The 23,594-nt window shown below is 44.9% G+C and carries 24 protein-coding genes; 22 read left to right on the top strand and 2 right to left on the bottom strand.

Features of this window, described 5'->3' with window-relative positions:
• Positions 1–10: 10 nt before the first annotated feature.
• The 10 genes from fabK to GMA13_RS03060 all read left to right on the top strand — a co-directional run bounded on the left by fabK (position 11) and on the right by GMA13_RS03060 (position 9,200).
• Entirely contained in the window at positions 11–961 is a 951-nt protein-coding gene (gene fabK / locus GMA13_RS03105; protein ID WP_255882879.1) for an enoyl-[acyl-carrier-protein] reductase FabK, read from the top strand.
• The gene (locus tag GMA13_RS03100; RefSeq protein ID WP_255882877.1) at positions 949–1,860 is read left to right on the top strand and encodes an ACP S-malonyltransferase; all 912 of its coding nucleotides are present in this window, start codon (positions 949–951) and stop codon (positions 1,858–1,860) included. Before fabK ends, GMA13_RS03100 begins: the two co-directional genes overlap by 13 nt.
• Positions 1,861–1,898: 38 nt before the next feature.
• Positions 1,899–2,642 (top strand): 3-oxoacyl-[acyl-carrier-protein] reductase, encoded by a 744-nt coding sequence (gene fabG, locus GMA13_RS03095; RefSeq protein WP_255882876.1) that lies wholly within the window; start codon positions 1,899–1,901, stop codon positions 2,640–2,642.
• A 33-nt stretch (positions 2,643–2,675) separates the two neighbouring features.
• Positions 2,676–3,902, top strand: coding sequence for a beta-ketoacyl-ACP synthase II (gene fabF / locus GMA13_RS03090; RefSeq protein WP_255882875.1), 1,227 nt, complete (start codon positions 2,676–2,678; stop codon positions 3,900–3,902).
• Between the two features lie 19 nt (positions 3,903–3,921).
• Positions 3,922–4,428, top strand: a complete 507-nt coding sequence (gene accB / locus GMA13_RS03085; RefSeq protein ID WP_255882874.1) for an acetyl-CoA carboxylase biotin carboxyl carrier protein — start codon at positions 3,922–3,924, stop codon at positions 4,426–4,428.
• A 13-nt stretch (positions 4,429–4,441) separates the two neighbouring features.
• Positions 4,442–4,879 (top strand): 3-hydroxyacyl-ACP dehydratase FabZ family protein, encoded by a 438-nt coding sequence (locus GMA13_RS03080; RefSeq protein ID WP_255882873.1) that lies wholly within the window; start codon positions 4,442–4,444, stop codon positions 4,877–4,879.
• Positions 4,880–4,978: 99 nt separating this feature from the next.
• Positions 4,979–6,343, top strand: coding sequence for an acetyl-CoA carboxylase biotin carboxylase subunit (gene accC, locus GMA13_RS03075; RefSeq protein WP_255882872.1), 1,365 nt, complete (start codon positions 4,979–4,981; stop codon positions 6,341–6,343).
• A 117-nt stretch (positions 6,344–6,460) separates the two neighbouring features.
• A complete protein-coding gene (gene accD / locus GMA13_RS03070; protein ID WP_255882871.1) occupies positions 6,461–7,324 on the top strand; it encodes an acetyl-CoA carboxylase, carboxyltransferase subunit beta in 864 nt (287 codons plus the stop codon).
• Positions 7,321–8,181: an acetyl-CoA carboxylase carboxyltransferase subunit alpha gene (locus tag GMA13_RS03065; protein ID WP_255882915.1), complete on the top strand. Its 861-nt coding sequence runs from the start codon at positions 7,321–7,323 to the stop codon at positions 8,179–8,181. The genes accD and GMA13_RS03065 overlap by 4 nt, the downstream gene beginning before the upstream one ends.
• Before the next feature lie 65 nt (positions 8,182–8,246).
• Complete coding sequence (locus GMA13_RS03060) at positions 8,247–9,200, top strand: D-2-hydroxyacid dehydrogenase (protein ID WP_255882870.1); 954 nt, start codon at positions 8,247–8,249, stop codon at positions 9,198–9,200.
• A 134-nt stretch (positions 9,201–9,334) separates the two neighbouring features.
• On the opposite strand, the gene GMA13_RS03055 is transcribed toward GMA13_RS03060, so the two are convergent.
• Positions 9,335–9,820 carry a SprT-like domain-containing protein gene (locus GMA13_RS03055; protein ID WP_255882869.1) on the bottom strand — a complete coding sequence of 162 codons (486 nt, stop codon included), beginning with the start codon at positions 9,818–9,820 and terminating at the stop codon, positions 9,335–9,337.
• Positions 9,817–10,743 carry a DMT family transporter gene (locus GMA13_RS03050; RefSeq protein WP_255882868.1) on the bottom strand — a complete coding sequence of 309 codons (927 nt, stop codon included), beginning with the start codon at positions 10,741–10,743 and terminating at the stop codon, positions 9,817–9,819. Before GMA13_RS03050 ends, GMA13_RS03055 begins: the two co-directional genes overlap by 4 nt.
• Positions 10,744–10,864: 121 nt before the next feature.
• Here GMA13_RS03050 and GMA13_RS03045 point away from each other — a divergent pair, with 121 nt between their 5' ends.
• The 12 genes from GMA13_RS03045 (at position 10,865) to cysS (ending at position 23,548) form a co-directional block, all read left to right on the top strand.
• Complete coding sequence (locus tag GMA13_RS03045; protein ID WP_255882867.1) at positions 10,865–11,857, top strand: 2-hydroxyacid dehydrogenase; 993 nt, start codon at positions 10,865–10,867, stop codon at positions 11,855–11,857.
• A gap of 191 nt (positions 11,858–12,048) precedes the next feature.
• The gene (gene trmB / locus GMA13_RS03040; RefSeq protein WP_255882866.1) at positions 12,049–12,720 is read left to right on the top strand and encodes a tRNA (guanosine(46)-N7)-methyltransferase TrmB; all 672 of its coding nucleotides are present in this window, start codon (positions 12,049–12,051) and stop codon (positions 12,718–12,720) included.
• A 37-nt stretch (positions 12,721–12,757) separates the two neighbouring features.
• Positions 12,758–14,176 carry a hypothetical protein gene (locus tag GMA13_RS03035; RefSeq protein ID WP_255882864.1) on the top strand — a complete coding sequence of 473 codons (1,419 nt, stop codon included), beginning with the start codon at positions 12,758–12,760 and terminating at the stop codon, positions 14,174–14,176.
• 31 nt (positions 14,177–14,207) lie between these two features.
• Entirely contained in the window at positions 14,208–14,930 is a 723-nt protein-coding gene (locus GMA13_RS03030; RefSeq protein ID WP_255882863.1) for a response regulator transcription factor, read from the top strand.
• Positions 14,931–14,965: 35 nt separating this feature from the next.
• Entirely contained in the window at positions 14,966–16,405 is a 1,440-nt protein-coding gene (locus GMA13_RS03025; protein ID WP_255882861.1) for a HAMP domain-containing sensor histidine kinase, read from the top strand.
• A gap of 11 nt (positions 16,406–16,416) precedes the next feature.
• Positions 16,417–17,385, top strand: coding sequence for a DUF1385 domain-containing protein (locus GMA13_RS03020; protein ID WP_255882860.1), 969 nt, complete (start codon positions 16,417–16,419; stop codon positions 17,383–17,385).
• Positions 17,382–18,227, top strand: a complete 846-nt coding sequence (prmC, locus tag GMA13_RS03015) for a peptide chain release factor N(5)-glutamine methyltransferase (RefSeq protein ID WP_255882859.1) — start codon at positions 17,382–17,384, stop codon at positions 18,225–18,227. The genes GMA13_RS03020 and prmC overlap by 4 nt, the downstream gene beginning before the upstream one ends.
• Positions 18,228–18,356: 129 nt before the next feature.
• On the top strand, positions 18,357–19,547 hold the full coding sequence (gene recA / locus GMA13_RS03010; RefSeq protein ID WP_255882858.1) for a recombinase RecA: 1,191 nt from the start codon (positions 18,357–18,359) through the stop codon (positions 19,545–19,547).
• Positions 19,547–20,158 (top strand): regulatory protein RecX, encoded by a 612-nt coding sequence (locus GMA13_RS03005; protein ID WP_255882857.1) that lies wholly within the window; start codon positions 19,547–19,549, stop codon positions 20,156–20,158. Before recA ends, GMA13_RS03005 begins: the two co-directional genes overlap by 1 nt.
• Before the next feature lie 5 nt (positions 20,159–20,163).
• Positions 20,164–21,492, top strand: a complete 1,329-nt coding sequence (gene rimO / locus GMA13_RS03000; RefSeq protein ID WP_255882856.1) for a 30S ribosomal protein S12 methylthiotransferase RimO — start codon at positions 20,164–20,166, stop codon at positions 21,490–21,492.
• Positions 21,493–21,516: 24 nt separating this feature from the next.
• Positions 21,517–22,086 (top strand): CDP-diacylglycerol--glycerol-3-phosphate 3-phosphatidyltransferase, encoded by a 570-nt coding sequence (pgsA, locus tag GMA13_RS02995; protein WP_255882855.1) that lies wholly within the window; start codon positions 21,517–21,519, stop codon positions 22,084–22,086.
• Positions 22,087–22,153: 67 nt separating this feature from the next.
• Positions 22,154–23,548: a cysteine--tRNA ligase gene (cysS, locus tag GMA13_RS02990; RefSeq protein ID WP_255882854.1), complete on the top strand. Its 1,395-nt coding sequence runs from the start codon at positions 22,154–22,156 to the stop codon at positions 23,546–23,548.
• Positions 23,549–23,594: the final 46 nt, after the last annotated feature.

The following is a 23,594-nucleotide window of genomic DNA, read 5'->3' as shown; positions in this document are numbered from 1 at the left end:
GGAAAACAGTATGATTTCTACACCTATTAATGAACAGCTCGGCATAAAGTACCCTATTTTTCAGGGCGGTATGGCATGGGTTGCAGACGCAAGCCTTGCAGCGGGCGTAAGCAATGCAGGCGGTCTTGGACTTATTGCAGGAATGAACTCAAACGGCGAACAGCTCCGTGCTGAAATCAAAAAGGCAAGAGAGCTTACGGACAAGCCCTTCGGCGTAAACGTAATGCTTATGAGTCCATTCGTTGAAGAGGTTGCACAGGTTGTAGCTGAGGAGAAAATTGAGGTTATCACAACAGGAGCCGGAAACCCCGGTAAATATATGAAAAAATGGCTTGAAGCAGGAATAAAGGTTATCCCCGTTGTTCCTTCAGTAGCTCTTGCCAGACTTGCAGAAAGAAACGGTGCTTTTGCGGTTATCGCCGAGGGCGGCGAATCAGGCGGTCACGTTGGCGACCTCTCTACAATGGCTCTCGTGCCGCAGGTTGTTGACGCTGTGTCAATCCCTGTTATAGCAGCAGGCGGCATTGCAGACGGCAGACAGCTTGCCGCTTCATTTATGCTCGGCGCTCAGGGCGTACAGGTTGGCACACGCTTCCTTGTTGCAACAGAATGCACAATTTCACAGGAGTACAAGGACAAGGTACTCAAAGCTAAGGACATAGACACCGTTTTGACAGGCAAAAGACTCGGTCATCCGGTTCGTTCGCTTAAGAACGCTTTTACAAGAGAATACTTAAAGAAAGAATACAACAGCAGCGAGGTTTCTGATGAAGAGCTTGAAAAGCTTGGTTTGGGCGTTCTTCGTGCAGCCGCAAGAGGCGGAGATGTAAAGAACGGCTGCGTAATCGCAGGTCAGGTTGCTTCTATGGTTAAGAAGGAGCAAAGCGCAAAGGAAATTATTGAGGAAATGTTCACACAGGCTGAAGAAGTGTTAGGCGGTGCAATGAAATGGGTAAAATAGCATTTATTCTGTCCGGACAGGGTGCACAGTACCCCGGTATGGGTAAGGAGCTTTGCGAGTGCTCTGCCGCCGCAAAATCAGTTTTCGACATGGTTGACTCTATCCGTCCGAACACCTCTTCTCAGTGCTTTGACGGCACAAAGGAGGAGCTGTCCGTAACAATCAACACTCAGCCGTGCGTTTTTGCCGTTGACCTCGCCGCTGCCGCAGCAGCAAAGGAAGCAGGTATCAAGGCCGACTATACCGCCGGCTTTTCTCTCGGCGAAATTGCAGCTTTAGCTTTCGGCGGTATTATGAGCGACATTGAGGCTTTCAAGCTTGTTTGCAAAAGAGCCGAGCTTATGAATGACGCAGCTCAGCAGAATAAGGGCGCTATGGCGGCTGTGCTGAAGCTCACGCCGGAAAAGGTGGAGGAAATCTGCAAGGGCTTTAAAAACACATGGCCCGTAAACTACAACAGCCCTGCTCAAACGGTTGTTGCAACCGAGGAAGATAACCTTGACGCTCTTTGCGCAGCCGTAAAGATGCAGAAAGGTAAAGCGGTTGCTTTGGCTGTAAGCGGAGCCTTTCACTCACCGTTTATGGAGTCAGCGTCAGAGGGTCTTGAGCAGTATCTTGACGGCAAGCAGCTGAACGCCCCTGAAATTCCTGTTTTTGCAAACGCTACGGCACAGCCGTATGAGGGTGACTATAAAAGCCTTATCACAAGACAGGTTAAAAACCCTGTTTTGTGGCAGAAAACAATCGAAAATCTTGCCGCATTGGGCGTTGACACCTTCATTGAGTGTGGCCCCGGCAAAACACTGACAGGACTTGTTAAGAAAATCAATCCCGAGCTCAAGGCATTCAAGCTTGAGAACAAAGCGGATTTGGATATAATCAAGGAGCAGTTGCTCTGATTTAAGCAGCAGACAGCCAACCGAAAGGAATGAATTAAATGAGATTTGAAAATAAAACAGCAGTTATTACAGGCGGCTCAAGAGGAATCGGCCTTGCCATCGGAGAAAAGCTTGCACAGGGCGGCGCTAACATAGCTATTCTTTATGTAGGCGATGAAAGCGAGGGCATCAGTGCAAAGGAGCAGCTTCAGAAATACGGCACAAAGGTTGAGCAGTATTTCTGCGACGTGTCTGACTTTGAAGCTTCAAAGCAGGTTGTTGACAAAATTATTGAGGAATTCGGCGGAATTGATATTCTCATCAATAACGCAGGAATCACAAGGGACAAGCTCGTTCTTAATATGGAAGAAAAGGACTTTGATGCTGTAATCAACGTAAACCTCAAGGGTACCTTTAATATGATAAAGCACACCTACAAGCATTTTATGAAGAAGCGCTACGGCAGAATCGTCAGCACCTCCTCTATTGTAGGTCTTGGCGGCAACGCAGGACAGGCAAACTACTCTGCTTCTAAAGCAGGCATAATCGGCCTTACAAAGTCGGTTGCAAAGGAGCTTGCCGCAAGAGGCGTTACAGTAAACGCAGTTGCTCCGGGCTTTATCGCAACAGATATGACAAGCGTGCTCTCCGACAAGGTTAAGGACGCTATGAAGGCGCAGATTCCTGCAAAGCACATCGGCTCAACCGAAGACGTTGCAAACGCAGTTGCCTTCCTTGCATCAGACGACGCATCATACATCACAGGTGAGGTTATCCGTGTTGACGGCGGTCTTGCAATGTAATTTAAGTATATTTCAGATTAAGGAGTGATTCCCATGAGAAGAGTAGTAGTTACCGGCTTGGGTGCGGTTACACCTGTTGGAAACGACGTTGAAACCACTTGGAATTCTATAAAAGCGGGAAAATGCGGAATTGATTTTATTACTAACTTCGACACTGAGGATTTGAAGGTTAAAATTGCCGCACAGGTTAAGGATTTTGACCCAACACAGTATGTTGAAAAAAGAGATTTAAGAAAAACAGATCAATTCACAATCTACGCTGTTGCTGCCGCACAGCAGGCTGTTGATGACAGCGGAATTCTGGGCAAGGTTGACAACGACCGTTTCGGCGTTTACATTGGTTCGGGCATCGGCGGTATGCAGACCTTTTACGCAAACTCAATCACTATGGACCACAACGGGCCAAGAAAGGTTTCCCCTTACTTTGTTCCGATGATGATTGGCAATATGGCGTCAGGTACAGTTGCTATCCGCTTTAAGGCACAGGGCGTTTGCTTGCCAATAGTTACAGCCTGCGCGACAGGCACACACTCAATCGGCGAGGCTTTCCACGCAATTAAGGACGGCTATGCAGACGCAATCATTGCAGGCGGCGCTGAGGCGGCTGTTACACCGCTTACAATCGCAGGCTTTTCAAGCTGTAAGGCTCTCACAACAAGAAACGACCCGAAAACCGCCTGTGTTCCGTTTGACAAGCGCCGTGACGGCTTTGTTATGGGTGAGGGTGCAGGTATAGTTATCCTTGAGGAATACGAGCACGCAAAGGCAAGAGGCGCAAAAATCTATGCTGAAATCTGCGGCTACGGCAACAGCTGTGACGCTCACCACGTAACAGCGCCCGACCCGGAGGCTGAGGGTCCTGCAAAAGCAATCCGCATAGCAACTGCCGAGGCAGGAATAAAGGACAGCGACAGCATTTATATTAACGCTCACGGTACAAGCACAAATGCAAACGATAAGACAGAAACACTTGCAATTAAGAAAGCGTTCGGAGATAAGGCAAAGGATTTGCTTATCAGCTCAACCAAGTCTATGACAGGCCATATGCTCGGCGCAGCAGGCGGCACAGAAGCAGTTTTGTCCGTTCTTGCTCTGCATGACGGCGTTCTTCCGCCGACAATCGGCTATGAAGAGCCGGATCCGGAGTGTGACCTCAACTACATTCCAAACAAGGCGCTTGAGCAGGAGGTTGATTTTACAATGTCAACATCTCTCGGCTTCGGCGGTCACAACGCTTGTATTGTTTTCAAAAAGCCATAATTAACAAGGAGAAATAACAATGTCTATGTTTGACTTTCAGCAAATAAAGGAGCTTATAGGCTCTATTGACAATTCCGAAATCACCTCGTTTGAATTATCCGATAAAAACGGCGAAAAGCTTGTTATAAAGAAAGAGCCGGCTCAGCCAATTACAGTTTCTACGGCAATTGCTCCGGCAATTTCACCTGTTATGCCTCAGGCTGCACCGGTTGCTCAGCCTGCTCCTTCTCCGGTTGCCGCTTCTGCGCCGGCTGCAGAAGCTCCGGTTGAAGCAAAACAGCAGGAGGACAACTGCCGTGTTATCACCTCTCCGATGGTCGGCGTTTTCTACTCTGCGCCTTCCCCGGACGCAGACCCATATGTAAGCGTAGGACAGACTGTTAAAAACGGCGATATTGTATGCATCATAGAGGCTATGAAGCTTATGAACGAAATTCCTGCAACAGAAAGCGGCACAATAGCAGAAATCTGCGTAAAAAACGGCGACATCGTTGAGTACGGTCAGCCGCTGTTCAAGATTAAATAAGAGAGGTACATTTATGAATCAGGAAGAAATCAAGCAGATAATCCCGCACCGTGACAATATGCTTCTTGTTGAAGAGGCAGAGGTTGTTGACGAAGTAACCTCTAAGGGCAAAATCACAATTAAGGGCGACGAGTTCTTCTTAAAGGGACACTTCCCCGGCAATCCGGTTGTTCCTGGCGTTATCCTCTGTGAGATGATGGCGCAGGCAAGCTGTGTGCTTCTCGGCGAAAAGGCAAAGGGCAAAACACCGTTCTTCACAAAGATGGATAACGTAAAGTTCAAGAACACAGTTCGTCCGGGTGACACACTTGAATCCACCTGCACACTCACAAGAAGCAGGGGTGCATTCCACTTTGTAAGTGCAAAGGGCTACGTTGACGGAAAGCTGTGCGTAAGCGCAGACTTCGCATTTGCTCTTATGGACAACGACAAGGCAAGCGAAAAAGCTTGATTGAATAACGCTAAACGCCGCAGTCAAACCGCTTGCGGCGTTTTAGTGCGTATAATAAAACAGAAACCAACCTAATTTTACATATACGGAGGCAACAAAATGTTCTCTAAAATATTAATCGCAAATCGTGGCGAAATCGCCGTAAGAATAATAAGAGCCTGCCGTGAAATGGGCATTTCGACAGTTGCTATTTACAGTGAGGCTGACCGTGACTCAATGCACGTTCAGCTTGCAGACGAAAGCTATTGCGTAGGCGGACCGCAGGTTGCCGACAGCTACCTCAATATGGCGGCTATACTTTCGGCGGCGGTTGTGTCCGGCGCACAGGCTATTCATCCGGGTTACGGACTTCTCAGCGAAAACGCAAAGTTTGTTTCATTGTGCGAGCAGTGTAAGATTGAATTTATCGGGCCAAGCTCAGAAATGATAACTCTTCTGGGCAACAAGGACACAGCAAGAAAGACAATGAAGGCAGCAGGCGTTCCCGTAACACCCGGCTGTGACGTTGTTGAGGATATCAACGAGGCAAAAAAAGAAGCTGAGAAAATAGGTTTTCCGTTGCTTATCAAGGCAAGAAGCGGCGGCGGCGGCAGAGGCATAAGACTCGTTAAAAGTATGGACGAATTTGAAAACGCCTTTTTATCTGCGTCAAGCGAGGCTGAAATCGCCTTTGGCGACGGCGCAGTTTATATGGAAAAGTTTTTAAAGCCCGTAAAGCACATTGAAATGCAGATTTTGTGTGACAAATACGGCAAGGTAATCTGCCTTGGCGAGCGTGAATGTTCTGTTCAGAGAAAGAACCAAAAACTTATTGAGGAAAGCCCGTCATCGGCTATCACGCCAGAGATAAGGCAAAAAATGATGGAAGCGTCCGTCAAGGCGGCTAAGGCTGTAAACTACTGCAACGCAGGTACTGTTGAATTCCTGCTTGACAGCGACAAGAACTTCTATTTTATGGAGATGAACACAAGGCTTCAGGTTGAGCACGCTGTTACCGAAATGGTTATAGGCATTGACCTTGTTCAGTGGCAGATAAGAATAGCCGCAGGCGCAAAGCTTACTCTTGAGCAAGACAGAGTGTTTATCCACGGCAATGCAATTGAGTGCCGAATAAACGCAGAAAATCCTGAAAAGAACTTTATGCCCAGCTGTGGCAGAATAGGCAGACTTCACGTTCCGGGCGGCCCGTGCGTTCGCTTTGACACCTCTATTTATCAGGATTATTTCGTTCCGCCGTTTTACGATTCAATGGTTGGCAAGCTTGTTGTTCAGGCAAGAAGCCGTGACCTTGCTATCCGCAAGATGAAAATGGCTTTGAGCGAGCTGAATATTCACGGCATTGACCACAACCGTGATTTGCAGATTGAAATTCTCTCCGACCCGGACTTTGTATCAGGCGAGTACACAACGGACTTTATGGAAAAGTTTGAGGCTAAGAAAAAAGCGGAGAAAACAGAAAAATAATTCACTTCAAAAAATTAAGCCTCAAGTGATTGTATATTTTCATTTTTTGCATTATAATAGGCTTACATAATTTTGACAAAACAAATAGTGCTGTCATTTTCAAAAGGATTGTGACAAATGTTTAATAATGATTTATTTACTTTCTTAAAACCAAAAAATGAGCTTGAGCACCCTCAGGGCGACCTAACCGGCAATTACTCACCCGAAATACCCGAAACTATGTGGGTAAAATGCCCTAAGTGTAAAAGTCTTATATTAACGGCTGATTTAGAGGCAAACCACAAGGTATGCGCCAAGTGCGGTCACCATATGCGATTATCGGCTCGTGAACGAATTGCTCTGCTGGCAGACGACAAAAGCTTTGAGGAATTTGACGCAGATATGACATCAAGCAACCTCTTAAGCTTTCCGGATTACGATTTAAAGCTCAAAAGCGCACAGCTCAAAAGCGGCGAAAACGAATCAGTTGTTACCGGCGTTTGTGAAATCGGCGGCAGCAAAACCGTTTTGGGCGCTATGGATTCCGGCTTTATGATGGGCAGTATGGGCACCGTAACAGGCGAAAAAATCACCCGTGCGTTTGAATACGCCACAGAAAACAGACTCCCCGTTGTTATGTGCACCGTTTCAGGCGGTGCAAGAATGCAGGAAGGCATTCTCTCGCTTATGCAGATGGCAAAAACAAGCGGTGCTGTAAAACGCCACAGCGATGCGGGACTTTTATATATTACTGTATTGACCGACCCGACAACGGGCGGGGTTACCGCAAGCTTTGCAATGGAGGGCGACATAATCATCTCCGAACCTAATGCGCTTATCGGCTTTGCAGGTCCGAGAGTTATTGAGCAGACTATAAAACAAAAGCTTCCAAAGGACTTTCAGACCGCAGAATTTGTTGAGGAAAAGGGCTTTATAGACGCCGTTGTTCCTCGCAGTGAGCTTAAGAGCGCAATTTCAAGGCTTCTTGAAATGCACAAATAAGCCGCCAACAAAACCTAAAAAGGAAGGATTATCAGATGAGCGCATTTGACAAGGTTATAATCACAAGATCAAACAACAGATTAACCGCAGTTGATTATATAAACTCTCTCTTCGGCGATACATTTTTTGAGCTTCACGGCGACCGTCGCTTTGGTGACGACAAGGCGGTTATCGGCGGAATAGGAATGCTCAAGGACGATATGCCCGTAACCGTTATCGGTCTTGAAAAGGGCAGAAATACTAAGGAGCGAATGGAGCGCAACTTTGGCTCCGCTCACCCCGAGGGCTACCGCAAGGCACTGCGCCTTATGAAGCAGGCTGAAAAATTCCACCGCCCTGTTCTGTGTCTTGTTGACACAAGCGGCGCATTCTGCGGAATTGGAGCCGAGGAGCGTGGTCAGGGTCAGGCTATTGCCGAAAATCTAATGGAAATGATGACGCTTAAAACACCTATCCTCTCCATTTTAATCGGTGAAGGCGGCAGCGGCGGCGCTTTAGGTCTTGCCGTTGCAAACGAGGTCTGGATGCTTGAAAACTCGGTTTACTCCGTAATCAGTCCTGAAGGCTGTGCGAGTATCCTCTGGAAAGACCCGTCAAAAACAGCATACGCCGCCGAGTGTTTGCGTGTAACTGCACAGGATCTTTTCAAGCTTAAGGTGATTGAGCGTGTTATAAGAGAACCGAAAACAGTTGAGAGCAAAATGTTCGACAGCCTAAAGGGCATTATTGCAAGCACCTTTGACAGGTACAGCGCAATGTCACACCAGGAGCTGCTCGAGAGCCGCTACAACCGTTTCAGAGTTTTGGGCAATAACGTTACTCCGCTTGAGCCTGTTACAGAGGAAACTGCGCAATAAAATAAACAATCTGTGCCATTCCCTCAATTATATGGGAATGGCATTTTTGTTATGAGGTGACTAATATGAAAATAGTTTTAACAGATGTAATAACTATAACCAAGGGCGAAGACGACCTCTCGCTTGCTCCCCTTAAGGAGCGTGGCGAAATAGTAAGCTATCCCTTTACCGACTATGACGAAATATCCGAGCGAATAAATGACGCAGACGCCGTAATCTGCAACAAGACACGCCTTGACAGCGAAAGCCTTAAAAACGCTGAAAAGCTTAAATATATCGGTCTTTGGGCAACCGGCTTTGATAATATTGATATACCGTACTGCCGCAGTCATAATATAACCGTTTGCAATGCAGGAAGCTACTCAACAAACGCAGTCGCACAGCACACCTTTGCGCTTATTTTGGAACATTACAGCAAAACAGGCGCATACAACAATTTTGTACAGGGTGGCGGTTGGAGAAAGAGTCTCACCTTCTCCCCCATTGCGTTCAGAACTAACGAGCTTTTCGGAAAAACCATTGGAATTGTCGGCTACGGCACAATAGGAAAGGCTGTTGCAAAAATTGCCAATGCCTTCGGTATGAGGGTATTAGCCTACAACCGAAGCGGAGTAACAGATGAATTTGCTGAATATGCACCTCTGCCGGAGCTGTATTCGCAAAGCGACATAGTCAGCGCACACTGCCCATTAAACGAGGACAGCAACTTGATGTTTGGTAAAAAGGCTTTTTCTATGTTCAAGGACGGCTCGCTGTTTGTCAATACAGCAAGAGGAGGGCTTGTTGACGAAGCTGCACTCAAGGAGGCTGTAATCTCAAAGCACTTAAGCGGTGCCGCCGTTGACGTGCTTTTTCCCGAACCTATGAACAGCGAATGCGTGCTGTCAGGAGTTCCTAATATAACGATAACTCCGCACATTGCATGGGCGCCTATTGAAACACGCAAACGTCTGTTGTCAATAGTCTGTGATAATTTAAAAGCGTTCCAAAACGGAACGCCTGTAAATGTTATTGGGTAATATATCAAAACCCCTAATTTGATTTTTACTTCCTTTTTCTTATAAAAAACGATTATCTGCAATTGTTACCTATCTTCGCAAGCAAAGCGCAAAATAGCGAGCCTGAATTTCTTTGTCAGAGCCTGCAATTCTTCTCAATGCACCTTCGGCTTTATTTTACCGCCGCAGGTGCATTTATAATATTCGGGATGATTTACAAGATTACTCCTCTTAAATCTGTGGAACTCCCTGCCGCATTTTGTGCAAATAAGCACATACGGCGCACTTTTTCTAATCTTCTCTGCATTTTCCGGTTTGCCTGTTCGCTTAATCTCCTGCCCTATTATGCCGCCAAGTCTTTCAGCGTAGCTTTTCCAAAGCTCCCCGTGATTTGAACAACCCTTACAGGTGTGCAAAACCTCGTGCGCTATCACGTTTCTTATCTCTTTTTCGCCGGCTTCAATAGCAATCAGGGAAACCACAATTTTATAATAGCCGTTTTTCTGCTTTTCACAGGTCCCTAAAATTGTCTTACGCCTTGTGTTGACAGCAACATTTGGTATAATCCTGTCCGACACAGGAATACCTGCGGCTTTAGCTGTGCGTATTGTTTCAGAAAGAATATTGTCAAGCGGGTTCATTCTTTCTTCTCCTCCCTGCTGTAATTTACAAGAAAAATTCCTATTGCTACAAGAATAAGCGAGGCAAGGTTTTCCCATTTTAAAATCTGCTCTCCCAAGAGTATTCCCGACCAAACAGTGCCAAAAATCGGAATCAGCAGGTTGAATATACAAATCCTGCCGACGCTGTGTAACCCAAGCAAAGCCGTCCACAGTGCAAACGCAACCGCCGACACAAACGCAAGGTACAATAAAAGAAGAACACCTGCTATATCGCTGTATAAAATGTTACCGCCCATAATAGTACCCGACAAAATCAACAAAGCACCGCCAAACAAAAGCTGATACGCAGTAACCGCCACAGCGTCAGACTTAAGCGCAGACGCCTTACTCAAAAAGCTTCCTGCTCCCGAACAAAGAGCCGACAAAAGCACCATACCCTCGCCCAAGAACGATATTCCGCCGTCAGCTATTCCGTTTATGTTTATAATGATAACGCCTGCAAGCCCCAGCGCACATCCGACAAGCTTTGAGGTGCCGACTTTTTCGTTTCTAAAAAACAACGGCGCAAGCAAAACGGCAAAAAACGCACTGCAAGCTGTAATTACCGAGGTCTTTGTGCCTGTTGTGTTTGCAACGCCTATGTATGAGCAAAAATACTGCATTGCCGTCTGCACAAGTCCGAGCGACAAGACGGGCAAAACAGCACTACCCGAAATTTTCAGGCTTTGTCTTTTAAATATCAGACAAAAAGCAAACACCATTGCACCGGCTATAAAAAATCTCTCTCCTGCAAAAAGCACCTGTGCGCCTACATTGCCCGACTCTATCCCAAGGTGATTATAGCAAAGCTTTATAACAGGAAATGCCGTTCCCCACAAAAGAGTGCATATCAGCGCACCAAAAATTGCTCCTACCTTTGTTTTTAAAATTCTGTTTATCATATAGAACGTCCTTTGATTAGTCTGTTTAGAGTTTAATACCAAAATTAAAAAATGTCAAAACAATGCGTATTTTTATTTTGTCACAGCTAACAATACTGGTATAAAAGAAAGGCTGATGATAATGAAGAAAATTGCATTTTTCGACACTAAACCTTATGACAGGGAATATTTTGAAAAAACTCCGCACGATGGCCTGCACTTTAAATTTTATGTTAATAAACTGAGTGCAGACACCGCATTTGTTGCAAAGGGCTGTGACGGAGCGGTTGCTTTTGTGAACGATTCGATTGACGAGCAGGCGATAAACGAACTTTATAACTGCGGGGTTCGTGTACTTGCAATGCGCTGTGCAGGCTATAACAATATAGATTTCAAGGCGGCACACGGTAAATTAACCGTACTGCGTGTACCTAAGTATTCGCCATATGCAGTTGCCGAGCACACAATAGCACTTCTGCTTTGCTTAAACAGAAAGCTTCACCGTGCATTCAACAGAACAAGAGATTATAACTTCAGCATAAACGGACTCACAGGTTTTGACTTATACGGCAAAACAGCAGGAGTTATCGGCACAGGCAAAATAGGGCAGATTTTTATCGATATATGCCGAGGCTTCGGAATGAAAGTTATAGCCTATGACCCATACCCGTTAGAAAACAGTGACATTGAATATGTGCCGTGTGAGGAGCTTTTCCGCAGAAGCGACATAATTTCTCTGCACTGTCCCCTTACAGAAAGCACCTACCACATTATTGATGAAAAGGCTCTGAGTATGACAAAGCACGGCGTTTATATACTCAACACCTCTCGAGGCGCACTTATCGACTCCGAGGCTCTGCTTAAGGCGCTTAAGGATTCAAGGGTCGGCGGCGCAGGCCTTGACGTATATGAGGAGGAATCTAACTTGTTTTTCGAGGATTTCTCCGGCAGTGTTATTCAGGACGATATACTCTCACTTCTTGTAAATATGCCTAATGTTATAGTCACCTCACACCAAGCCTTTTTAACACACGAGGCGTTGTCAAATATAGCCGAGGTTACAATAAATAATCTGAATGACTTTTTTGCAGGCAATGAACTTAAAAATGAGGTATTGCCGCAGTCGGCGAATTAACCAAATAAAAAATCCCATAGCCTTCGACGGCACACTTTCTTTACAAACCGCCCTGTATTTTTACAGTGCGGTTTTTTATTACCGAATAAAAACTATTTGTTAAATCTTCTTTCACTCATTGAAAACTCAAAAGTATTTTGGTATAATTAAGTGATAAATGAAAAGTCATATAAATATACGGTGAATTGATAATGAGAATAAGAAAAAAGCCTTGGGCACAGCCGGAGCTTGACCGCTGCGATTTTTACGCAAAACAGCCGACTGACTGCATAGGAAAATGGCAGAGCAAATTTAAAAAAGAGCAGCCGCTTCACCTTGAGCTTGGCTGCGGCAAGGGAACCTTTGTTGCAAAATGTGCCCTTGACAATCCTGATATAAACTTTCTTGCAATAGATATAAAAAGCGATATGCTTGGTGTTGCACGCAGAACAATAGTCAAGCTGTTTGACGACAACGGAAAAAGCGTTGACAACATTGTGCTTGCAGCATACAACGTGGAGCAAATTGATAAAATCATTTCAAGTGATGATAAAATCGAGAGGATATACATAAATTTCTGTAATCCTTGGCCTCGTGGAAAACACAAAAAACGCCGTCTTACATTTCCAAAAAAGCTTGAAATGTATAAGCAGTTCCTTATCCCCGGCGGCGAGATAAGATTCAAAACAGATGATGAGGAGCTTTTCTGCGAAACCCTTGAATACTTTGAGCAGTGCAGCTTGAAAACAACCTTTATATCAAGGGATTTACACAACGAGCCACCCGAAAACCTGCCAAGCGGCTTTGTAAATTACGAAACAGAGCACGAGAAAATGTTCACAGAAATGGGCAAACCGACCTACTGCTGCTTTGTAACTAAATGAAATAAGAAATTAAACCGACCCGAAGGGAGGCGGACTTATGAACAAGAAAATAAAGGCGATAGCAATTACTGCATTAATACTTGCAGGCACAATGCTTACAGGATGCGCATCCGGCGGCTTTGACAATTCAAATCTGCTTCGTCCGCCGAGAACAACGGGCGACAAAGCACAGATTCAGGAAATAATAGAGGAAAAAGCGGGCGGCGACTACACACTGAAGTACCCCAAGGACGGCAGCTACCGTTCCGCTATTATAGACAAAGACCTTGACGGCGATGATGTAAACGAGTCAATTGTCTTTTACAAACCGTCCGGCAACGAAGAGCCTACACGCATACTTCTTATCAAAAACTTTGGCGGCACCTGGAAGGATATTGGTGACTATCCCGGCGGCAATACAGACGTTGATAAGGTCGAAATCGGCGACATAACAGGCAACGGCACGCTTGACGTTATTGTAGGCTGGAGCGATAAAAACGGAAGCGTTTGCACCCTAAGCGCATATATTGTTCAGGAAAAAACAACCGCCGAGCTTAAGGTTAAGGATACATACAACGAGTTTATGCTTGCCGATATGAACGGCGATAAAAAACAGAGCATTATGCTGTTCTCGCTTGTAAGCGAAAGTGCAGATGCTAATGTAAAGATGCTTCAGTATGACGACGAATCCAAATCTATCTTCACACGCTCCTCTGTCGCTATGAGCAATGCCGCAAACCAATATCTGAATTTCAGATTTGGCAAGGCAACAAAAGTAACCTCCGGTATTTTTGTTGACACCTTCGGCGTCAGCGGTGAGAGCGAAACTCAATTTATATATTGGGATAAAAAAAGCTCCAACCTCGTTAACCCTCTTTACGTGCAAAGCGACGACAAAACTTCGCTGAACCCAACAATACGTCCTTCAAATGAAGCTGTATGTACGGACATTGATGAAAACGGCTTAACAGATATACCTATCCTTACTCTTATGCCTCACAACAGCAATGAAGGCACAAAGCTTGTGGCGTTTCAGACCACTTGGAACAGCTACACACCGTCAACTGACACACTCTCACCTCTCATTGAAACCGTAACTAATGCCGAAAAGGGCTATTACTTCATTATTCCGGACGAATGGAAGGGCAAGGTAACAGCAAGAAATTCTATCTCCGGCAATTCGCTGACCTTCTATCTATGGAATAAGACAAGTGATAATGATAGCAATAACGATAGCGATAACGAAAATGAAACCGATACAGAATATGCAGAAGGCTCGCTCGGCGACAAGCTGCTGACAATACAGGTTTTCTCGGCACAGGAATGGACCAACACAAAAAACAACGATTACATAGAGGTCGGCGATTACGGCGATATTGTTTATACGGTAAATATACCGTCTGAAACAGAAAATACAAAGGGAATTGCAATGTCGCTTAACAAAATTCCAAACTATCTGAAGCTGACCAAAAAATAATTATCGAGAATTTAAGGAAAGGTTGTTGAAAATGAAAAAAATATTAGTATGTGAGGACGAGGACGTTATCCGTGACTTTGTTGTAATTAATCTTAAGCGTGCCGGCTACAATGTGGTTGAGGCAAACTGCGGCGAGGACGCTCTTGCAAAATACGAGGAGCACAACGGCGATTTTGACGTAGCAATCCTCGATATTATGATGCCGGGTATTGACGGTTTCTCCGTTTGCAAGGAGCTTCGCAGCCGCAACGGCGGCATCGGCATTATTATGCTTACCGCAAAAACTCAGGAAATGGACAAGGTAACAGGCCTTATGCTGGGTGCCGACGACTATGTTACAAAGCCGTTCAGCCCATCTGAGCTTACTGCAAGGGTTGACTCTCTCCACCGCCGTGTTATGCTTGCGCAGGAGCGCAGCACAAGCTATAAGGAAGAGCTTGAATCAGGCGACTTTATATTGAATCTGCGCAACCGTGCCCTGCTCAAAAACGGCAAGATGATAGAGCTTACTCAGGTTGAATTCCAGATTATGGAGTATTTCTTCTCCAATCCGGGTGCAGCTCTTGACAGAACAGATATTCTGAACCACGTTTGGGGCGAGGCGTATGTTGGCGAGGAAAAAATTGTAGATGTAAATATTCGCCGACTCAGAATGAAAATTGAAGATGAGCCGAGCAACCCGCAGTATATCGTTACGGTTTGGGGGCTTGGCTATAAGTGGGACGCAGAAAACCCGAAAAAGAAGAGTAAATAATAATAACTATTTATTGAAAGAGAGGAGGAAGCACAATGAAGAAATGGCGAAAGGGCAGTATCACCAAAAGATGGATAATAAATACTCTTGGAGTTTTTCTTGTTATTATTGTGCTTCTCGTAACATCTCTTTCATTTGCCATTCAAAACTTCTTTTACAACGGAATTCAGCAGACAATCGCCGGCAGAAGCAACGAGCTTACTAACTTTTTCAGCACATATCTGTCTGCCGACAGTAACAGCTTCACCCAAACTGCAAGAAGCTATGTTGAGTCCTTTCCCGACAAAGAGCTTATGGAGCTTCTCGTTATCAATTCAAACGGAGAGGTTATAATCACCTCAACAGGCTTTTTCCCCGATGAAAACGAGGCTATGCCGGACTACCAAAACGCTTTGAAAAGCGACGATAATTTTGCCGTGTGGAGCGGTAAGCTCAACAGCGGTGAAAGCGTAATGGCTGTTACCCGTGTTATCAAGACAACCGGCGGTGATTCTATCGGCGCTGTACGTTACGTTGTTTCACTTGAAGCCGCAAACAGAAAGATTTTTGTATCAATCTCTCTTATTATCTTCGCCGCACTTTTGATTGTTTACTTTATAATTAACTCCGGCGCATATTTCATACGCTCAATCGTCATTCCTATTAAGGAAATGTCTGCTACAACAAGGCGAATCGCAGGCGGTGACTTTGAAACAACAGTTGAAAAGCTTTACGATGATGAAATCGGAGAGCTGAGCGACAGCATTAACAATATGGCAAGCGAGCTTGCCGCATCTGAAAAGTTAAAAAATGACTTTATCTCCTCTGTTTCACATGAGCTTCGCACACCGCTTACAGCAATTAAGGGCTGGGCTGAAACAATGCGTGCAAGTGAAACCTTTGACCCGGTTATTATGAATAAGGGTATGAGCGTTATAGTCGGTGAATCAGAAAGGCTCACCGGCATAGTTGAGGAGCTTTTGGACTTCTCACGAATTCAAGAGGGCAGAATGTTGCTTATGATGGACAAAATCGACCTTCTTGCCGAGCTTGACGAGGCTATTTATATGCTCAGAGAACGTGCCTTGTCAGAAAGCAAACACCTTCTCTATGATGAACCGGAATTTATTCCGCCTGTTATGGGCGATAAAAACAGAATTAAGCAGGTGTTTATCAATATAATTGACAACGCCTTAAAATACACACCGTCAAGCGGAGTTATCGGAATTCAGGTTACAAGCAACAGCGACAATGTAATTATAGCAATAAGCGATAACGGCTGCGGTATTCCTGCCGAGCATTTGCCGAGAATTAAGGAAAAGTTCTATAAGGCAAATCATACTATCAGAGGCAGCGGCATTGGTCTTGCAGTTGCAGACGAGATAATGCAGCTTCACAAAGGCTCGCTGACTATTGAAAGCACCGAGGGAATTGGTACAACCGTAACGCTTGTATTCCCAGTTTTAAAGGAAGAAGATAACTCAAATAACATCTAAGGAGCAATCTAATGTCAAAATACAACACAAAAAGAATCACCTCTATCGGCGGCTCTGCTCTGATTGAGGGCATAATGATGAGAGGTCCTAAACGAACCACTGTTGCTGTTCGCACAGGTGAGGATGAAATTTACACGGAGGACCTAACCTTTACAAGCCTTTCCGAGCGGTTCAAAATCTTCAAGGTTCCGTTCATTAGGGGAATAGCAGGTCTTATCGACTCAATGCGCTTAAGCTATAAGGCTCTTATGCTTTCCGCCGAAAAGGCAATCGACAGTATCCCTGAGGACGAACAGGAGGAGCCGTCTAAGTTTGAAAAATGGATAGACAAAAAATTTGGCGATAAGTTTATGAAGGTTCTTATGGTGCTTTCCGCTGTGCTGGGCGTTGGAATAGCAATTTTGCTGTTCTTCGTTGCGCCGAGCGGTCTTTTTGACCTCACAAACTACATATCGCCGCAGTTCCATGAATCGTGGCTTGCAAGAAGCGTTTTTGAGGGAATAATCAGAATTGTGCTGTTTCTTGTTTACATAATCGTTTGCTCTCAGATGTCCGATATGAAGAGAGTATTTATGTATCACGGTGCTGAGCATAAGACAATTTTCTGCTACGAAAACGAGCTTGAGCTTACCGTTGAGAATGTTCGCCGCCAAAGGCGTTTTCATCCTCGCTGCGGTACAAGCTTTATGGTTATTATGATTTTAATCGGCATTATCATAGGACTTTTTATTCACATTTCAAATCCTTTTTTACGTGCTGCCGTTAAAATTCTTCTGCTGCCCCTTTCCTGCGGCGTAGGCTATGAGCTTATCAAGCTTTGCGGCAAGCATAACAATTTACTTACCAGAATAATTGCGGCTCCCGGGATCTGGGCGCAGAGAATTACGACAAGAGAGCCTGACGATAAGATGATTGAGGTTGCCATAGAGGCAATGGAGGCTGTTATTCCGGAAAACGGAGAAGATTTGGTACAACAATGACCCTAAACGAACTCTACATACAAACTAAACAAAACTTAAAAAAGGCGGGGGTTGACTCTCCCGTCTTTGATGCATTATGCCTGTTTGAGCAGGTGTTCTCGCTTAACCGCCATGGTCTTATAATTCACGGCTGTGACAATGCCGACCCACAAAAGGAGGCAATGCTCAACACCCTTGCCAACAGACGTGCAAACGGCGAGCCTCTGCAATATATACTCGGCAAATGGCAATTTATGGGCAATGACTTCTATGTTGGCACAGGCGTACTAATTCCACGAGAGGATACGCAGTGCGTTGTTGAAGCCGCAATAAACGCTCTTAAGGGCAGGCAAAACCTTAAAATTATAGACTTATGCTCAGGCACAGGCGCAATAGCAATCTCACTTGCAAAAGAGCTTGACTGCTCTGTTTTAGCTGTGGAACTTTATGACGAGGCTTTTTCCTATCTTGAAAAAAACATCCGCCTTAACGGAACTGAAAACGTAAGAGCTTTTAAGGCTGATGTTCTAAAGAATTATGATAACATTCAATATGAACCCCTCGACCTCATAATCTCAAATCCGCCGTATATTGAAAGTGACGAGATTAAAACTCTCCAGACAGAGGTGCAGTTTGAACCGAAAACCGCCCTTGACGGCGGAGCAGACGGACTTATGTTTTACCGCAGCATAATAAAAAATTGGAGCAGTAAGCTTAGGTGCGGCGGTATGCTCTGCTTTGAGCTTGGCGAGGGACAATACGAATCTGTGCGCAAGCTTATGGAGAATGCAGGCTTTGAAAACATAGGCTTTGAGCGTGACCTTGGTGAAATCAAAAGATGCATATATGGTTTCTTAAAATAACTGTACAATAAAACTCCCTTTGCTCCTCATATAGGTATGTTTTTATTGCTTTTTATGCGTATTTCTTGTATAATTACATAGTAAATTCACTATATTTTATAAAGTTTTACTTAATCGGAGGTATCACAAATGGCAACTGAAAAGAAACAAGAAGTAAAAAAGACGGACGATAAAAAACAAAAGGCTCTTGAAACGGCCTTGAGCCAAATTGAAAAACAATACGGCAAGGGTGCAATTATGCGCCTTGGACAGAACAGCTCGCTCAATATTGAGCATATTTCAACCGGCAGCCTTACTCTTGATATAGCTCTCGGTATCGGTGGCCTTCCGAGAGGAAGAATTGTTGAAATATACGGACCCGAATCCTCCGGTAAAACAACACTTTCACTGCACTGTATCGCAGAAGGTCAGAAGAACGGCGGTAACGTAGCGTTTATTGACGTTGAGCACGCCCTTGACCCTGTATATGCCGCCGCTCTTGGCGTTGACATTGATAATCTGCTTGTTTCTCAGCCGGACACAGGTGAACAGGCTCTTGAAATAACCGAGGCTCTTATTCGCTCAGGCGCTATCGATGTTATAGTACTCGACTCCGTTGCGGCTCTTGTTACAAAGCAGGAAATTGAGGGCGATATGGGCGACTCTCACGTTGGTGTGCAGGCAAGACTTATGTCGCAGGCACTTAGAAAGCTTGCAGGCGCAATTTCAAAGTCAAACTGCGTTGCCATCTTTATTAACCAGCTTCGTGAAAAGGTCGGCGTTGTTTACGGTAACCCTGAGGTAACTCCCGGCGGACGTGCGCTTAAGTTTTACTCATCTGTAAGATTAGAGGTAAGAAAGGGCGAAGCGTTGAAGGCAGGCAAGTCAAGCGGCGACAGAATCGGTTCACGCACAAAGGTTAAGGTTGTTAAAAACAAGGTTGCTCCTCCGTTTAAAGAGGCTGAGTTCGACATTGTGTTCGGTAAGGGCATTTCAAGAGTAGGCGAGCTTTTGGACCTAGCTGTTGAAGCTGACATAGTTAACAAAAGCGGCGCATGGTTCAGCTATGAGGGTACACGGCTTGGGCAGGGTCGTGACAACGTCAAGCAGCTTTTCCTCGACAATCCTGAGCTTGCAAAGGAGATTGAGGACAAGGTTATGGCTAACATAGAAACGCTTAGCTCACGCTCCTTAAAGCAGGCAAAACCTAAGATGGACGATGAAACCGAACCGACTGACACAGCCGAGCCGATGACAACACCCAGTGAGGACGAAAGAGCCGCCAAGAGAAGCTCAGTGGCTGCAAAGAAGGCTAATATAGATATATTGGTTGAAGACTGATGACAGTTACAGCGGTTGTAAAAAAGAAAAAATACTTAAGTGATTTATATATAGACGGCGAGCTTGCCTTTACTCTCGACAGCAGAGTTTTAATTGACGAGGGAATTAAAAAAGGTGTAACAATAGCTGACGAACAGCTTCACAATCTTGTTGTTATGTCGGAACAACGCCGTGCAAAGGAAAAGGCGCTTTACCTGCTCGGCTTTCACGATCATTCAAAAAAAGAGCTTTTTAACAAGCTCAAGCGCACGAACAGCGAGGAAGCCTCAGAATACGCCGCCGACAAGATGGTAGAGCTTGGTTTTGTTGATGACGAGCGTTACGCTCGCCGCTATGCCGAACAGCTTGCCGAGGTAAAGCATATGTCCATACGGGGAATCCGCCAAAAGCTTTACGAAAAGGGCTTTGAGCGTGAGCTTATAGACGAGGTAACCTCAGAGCTGGAGCTTGACCCGCAGGACAATATACGTGCTCTTGTTGAGCGCAAGTATGAAAGATATTTAAAGGATGAAAAGGGTATTAAAAAAACAGTTTCAGCCTTACAGAGAATGGGATATTGCTGGAGCGATATTAATGCCGTAATAGAGGAATACACCGAAGAGGAGTATTGATAGATATGTCAATTAGAGTTGGAATGGTCAGCCTTGGCTGCGCTAAAAATCAGGTTGATGCAGAAATGCTGCTGTTTTCACTGCGCCAGGCAGGCTATCAGATAGTTAATGAAGCCTCCCTTGCAGATGTTGCAATTGTGAACACCTGCGGCTTTATTGAGCAGGCAAAGCAGGAGAGCATTGATGAGATATTGGAGCTTGCACAGCTTAAAAAAGAGGGCAAAATCAAGGCTATTATCGTTACAGGTTGCCTTGCTGAAAGGTACAAGGACGAGGTGATTAAGGAGCTTTACGAGGTTGACGCAGTTGTTGGAATTGGCGACAATGCAAATATAGCCTTAACAGTTGACAGAGTTTTAAACGGTGAGAAGGTCACAGCCTTTCCAAACAAGCTCTGCCTTCCCCTTGAGGGCGGCAGGCTTCAAAGCACACCGCCGTATTACGCATACCTTAAAATCTCGGAGGGCTGCGACAACTGCTGTACCTACTGCGCTATTCCGCTAATCAGGGGCAAATTCCGCAGCCGCAAGATGGAAGCTCTTATTGACGAGGCAAATAATCTTGCCGAAAAGGGAGTGCAAGAGCTTATAATTATAGCGCAGGATACAACACGCTACGGCGAGGATTTATACGGCAAGCCTGTGCTTGACCGGCTTCTGCGTGAGCTTGTAAAAATTGATAAGCTTAAATGGATAAGGCTTTTGTATTGCTACCCCGACAGAATAACAGATAATTTGCTTGACACAATAGCAGAAAATGATAAAATACTAAAGTATATAGATTTACCGCTTCAGCACTGCAACAAAAATGTGCTTAAAGCTATGAACCGCCGTGGAAGCGCAGAGCAGCTTGAAGCGCTTATTGAAAAAATACGAACAAAAATTCCCGGAGTTGTACTAAGAACAACTCTCATCACAGGCTTTCCCGGTGAGAGCGAGCAGGACTTTGAGGAGCTTTCTGAGTTTGTCGGAAAAATAAAGTTTGAAAGGCTTGGCTGCTTTGCCTACTCCCGTGAGGAGGGAACACCAGCTGCTGAAATGGAAAATCAAATTGATGAAGAAATAAAGCTTAAACGTCAAGACATAATAATGGAACAGCAGCAGGGCATTATGTATGAATACTGCCAAAGCCTTATCGGCAAAAGCATTACTGTGCTTTGTGAAGGCTTTGACCGCTATGCCGAGTGCTATTTCGGCAGAAGTGCAGCAGACTCCCCCGATGTTGACGGAAAGGTTTTCTTCACAACAAACGGTGCAAAGCCGCAACCGGGCGATTTTGTCACCGTTAAAATTGATGATTGTCTATCCTGCGACCCAATAGGCACAATGGAGTAAATTATAGAAAATTGGTGAGCTTCAATGAATACGCCAAACAAATTAACAGTTTTAAGAATTATACTCGTTCCGTTTCTTGTGGCGGTGCTTTTGGTTAATTTTATACCACATCGCCTTATTATAGCTCTTGCCATCTTTGCGGCGGCTTCAATAACCGACTACTTTGACGGCAAGCTTGCAAGAAAAAACGGGCAGATAACCTCATTCGGAAAATTTGCCGATCCTCTTGCGGATAAAATACTTGTCATATCTGCCTTTTTGTGCTTTATACAGCTTGGCTTCATCGGCGCAGTTCCCGTTATCATCGTACTGTTCCGTGAATTCGCAGTAACCTCGGTACGCCTTGTTGCCGCCACAAGCGGAAAGGTTGTTGCCGCAAATATGTGGGGCAAAGCAAAAACGGTAAGCCAGATTATCGCCGTTATAGTCACACTCTTGCTTGAATATATTATTGAGCTTGCAAGCCTTAGCGGTACTGCGGCGATTACAATGAATACTGCAATTCAGGTAGTAATCTGGGTATCTGTTATTCTTACCGTGATATCGGGCATAATTTACTTAAAAGATAATTTTGAATTTATAAAAGAAGCTTAAGAGCATCTGAAAACGGCTGAATTTTTGTTTTTAATTTTCAGATGATACATAGAAAGGAAGACTCTTTATGCAGCTATATAACACTCTTGGACAGACAAAGCAGGAATTTGTACCGCATGAGCAGGGCAAGGTTAAGATGTACACCTGCGGCCCCACCGTATATCACTATGCTCACATAGGCAATCTGCGCACATATATAATGGAAGATGTTCTTGAAAAGCAGCTACGCTTTTTAGGCTATGATGTTACAAGAGCAATGAATATTACAGACGTAGGGCACCTTTCAAGCGACGGCGACACCGGTGAGGACAAGATGCTCTCAGGCGCAAAGAGAGAGCATAAAACTGTGCTTGAAATTGCAAAATTCTACACAGACGCATTTTTTGATGACTGCAAAAAACTCAACATAAAAACACCGGATATTGTGGAGCCTGCAACACAGTGCATACCGTCATTTATTGAGATGATAAGCAAGCTGCTTGACGAGGGTTTTGCATATCAGGCAGGCGGCAATGTATATTTTGATACATCAAAGCTTCAGAATTACTATGTTTTCGGCAACCAAAATGAAGATGACCTTGCTGTTGGCGTTCGTGACAGCGTTGAAGAGGATCAAAACAAGCGCAACAAGGCTGACTTTGTTCTGTGGTTTACCAAATCAAAGTTTGACGATCAGGAGCTTAAATGGGACAGTCCGTGGGGCTACGGCTACCCGGGCTGGCATATTGAATGCTCGGCTATATCCGTTAAAAACCTCGGAGAATACCTTGACATTCACTGCGGAGGCATTGACAATGCTTTTCCGCACCACACAAATGAAATTGCTCAGAGTGAAGCATACCTCGGTCATCCGTGGTGCAAATTCTGGTTCCATGTTCTCCATTTGAACGACGCAAGAGGCAAAATGAGCAAGTCAAAGGGCGGCTTTCTCACCGTTTCTCTGCTTGAGGAAAAAGGCTACAACCCGCTTGTTTACAGACTGTTTTGCTTGCAATCTCACTACCGCAAGCCTCTCACATTCAGCTTTGAGAGCCTTGACAACGTGGCTAAGGCTTACAGCAAGCTTATGCAGAGAATTTCTTCGCTCACATCAGACGGCGAGGTTAACACCGACAAGTGCAAGCCTTATCTTGATGATTTCAATACAGCTATGGGCAACGATTTGAACACAGCTCAGGCTTTAACCACTCTTTATGACGTTTTAAAGGCTGACTTGAATGACGCTGAAAAACGTTACCTTATCGGAGAATTTGACAAGGTGTTGTCACTTTCTCTGCTTGACGGTAATCAAAATACTCATTCAGACGATGAAGCGGCAGAGATTGAGGCTCTTATTGCAAAGCGGGCACAAGCAAGAAAAGAGAAGGATTGGGCAACCGCTGACACAATACGTGACGAGCTTAATGCCAGAAACATTATTGTTGAGGACACACCGCAAGGCATTAAGTGGCACAAAGCGTAGAAATTTTATACAAAAATAAACGCTATAATATAATTATCAAAAAAGC

Source organism: Ruminococcus sp. zg-924, assembly GCF_024433635.1.
Taxonomy (GTDB): domain Bacteria; phylum Bacillota; class Clostridia; order Oscillospirales; family Acutalibacteraceae; genus UBA7067.
Note: the sequence above shows the minus strand (reverse complement) of the source record. Positions and strands in the feature narration are given on the sequence as shown.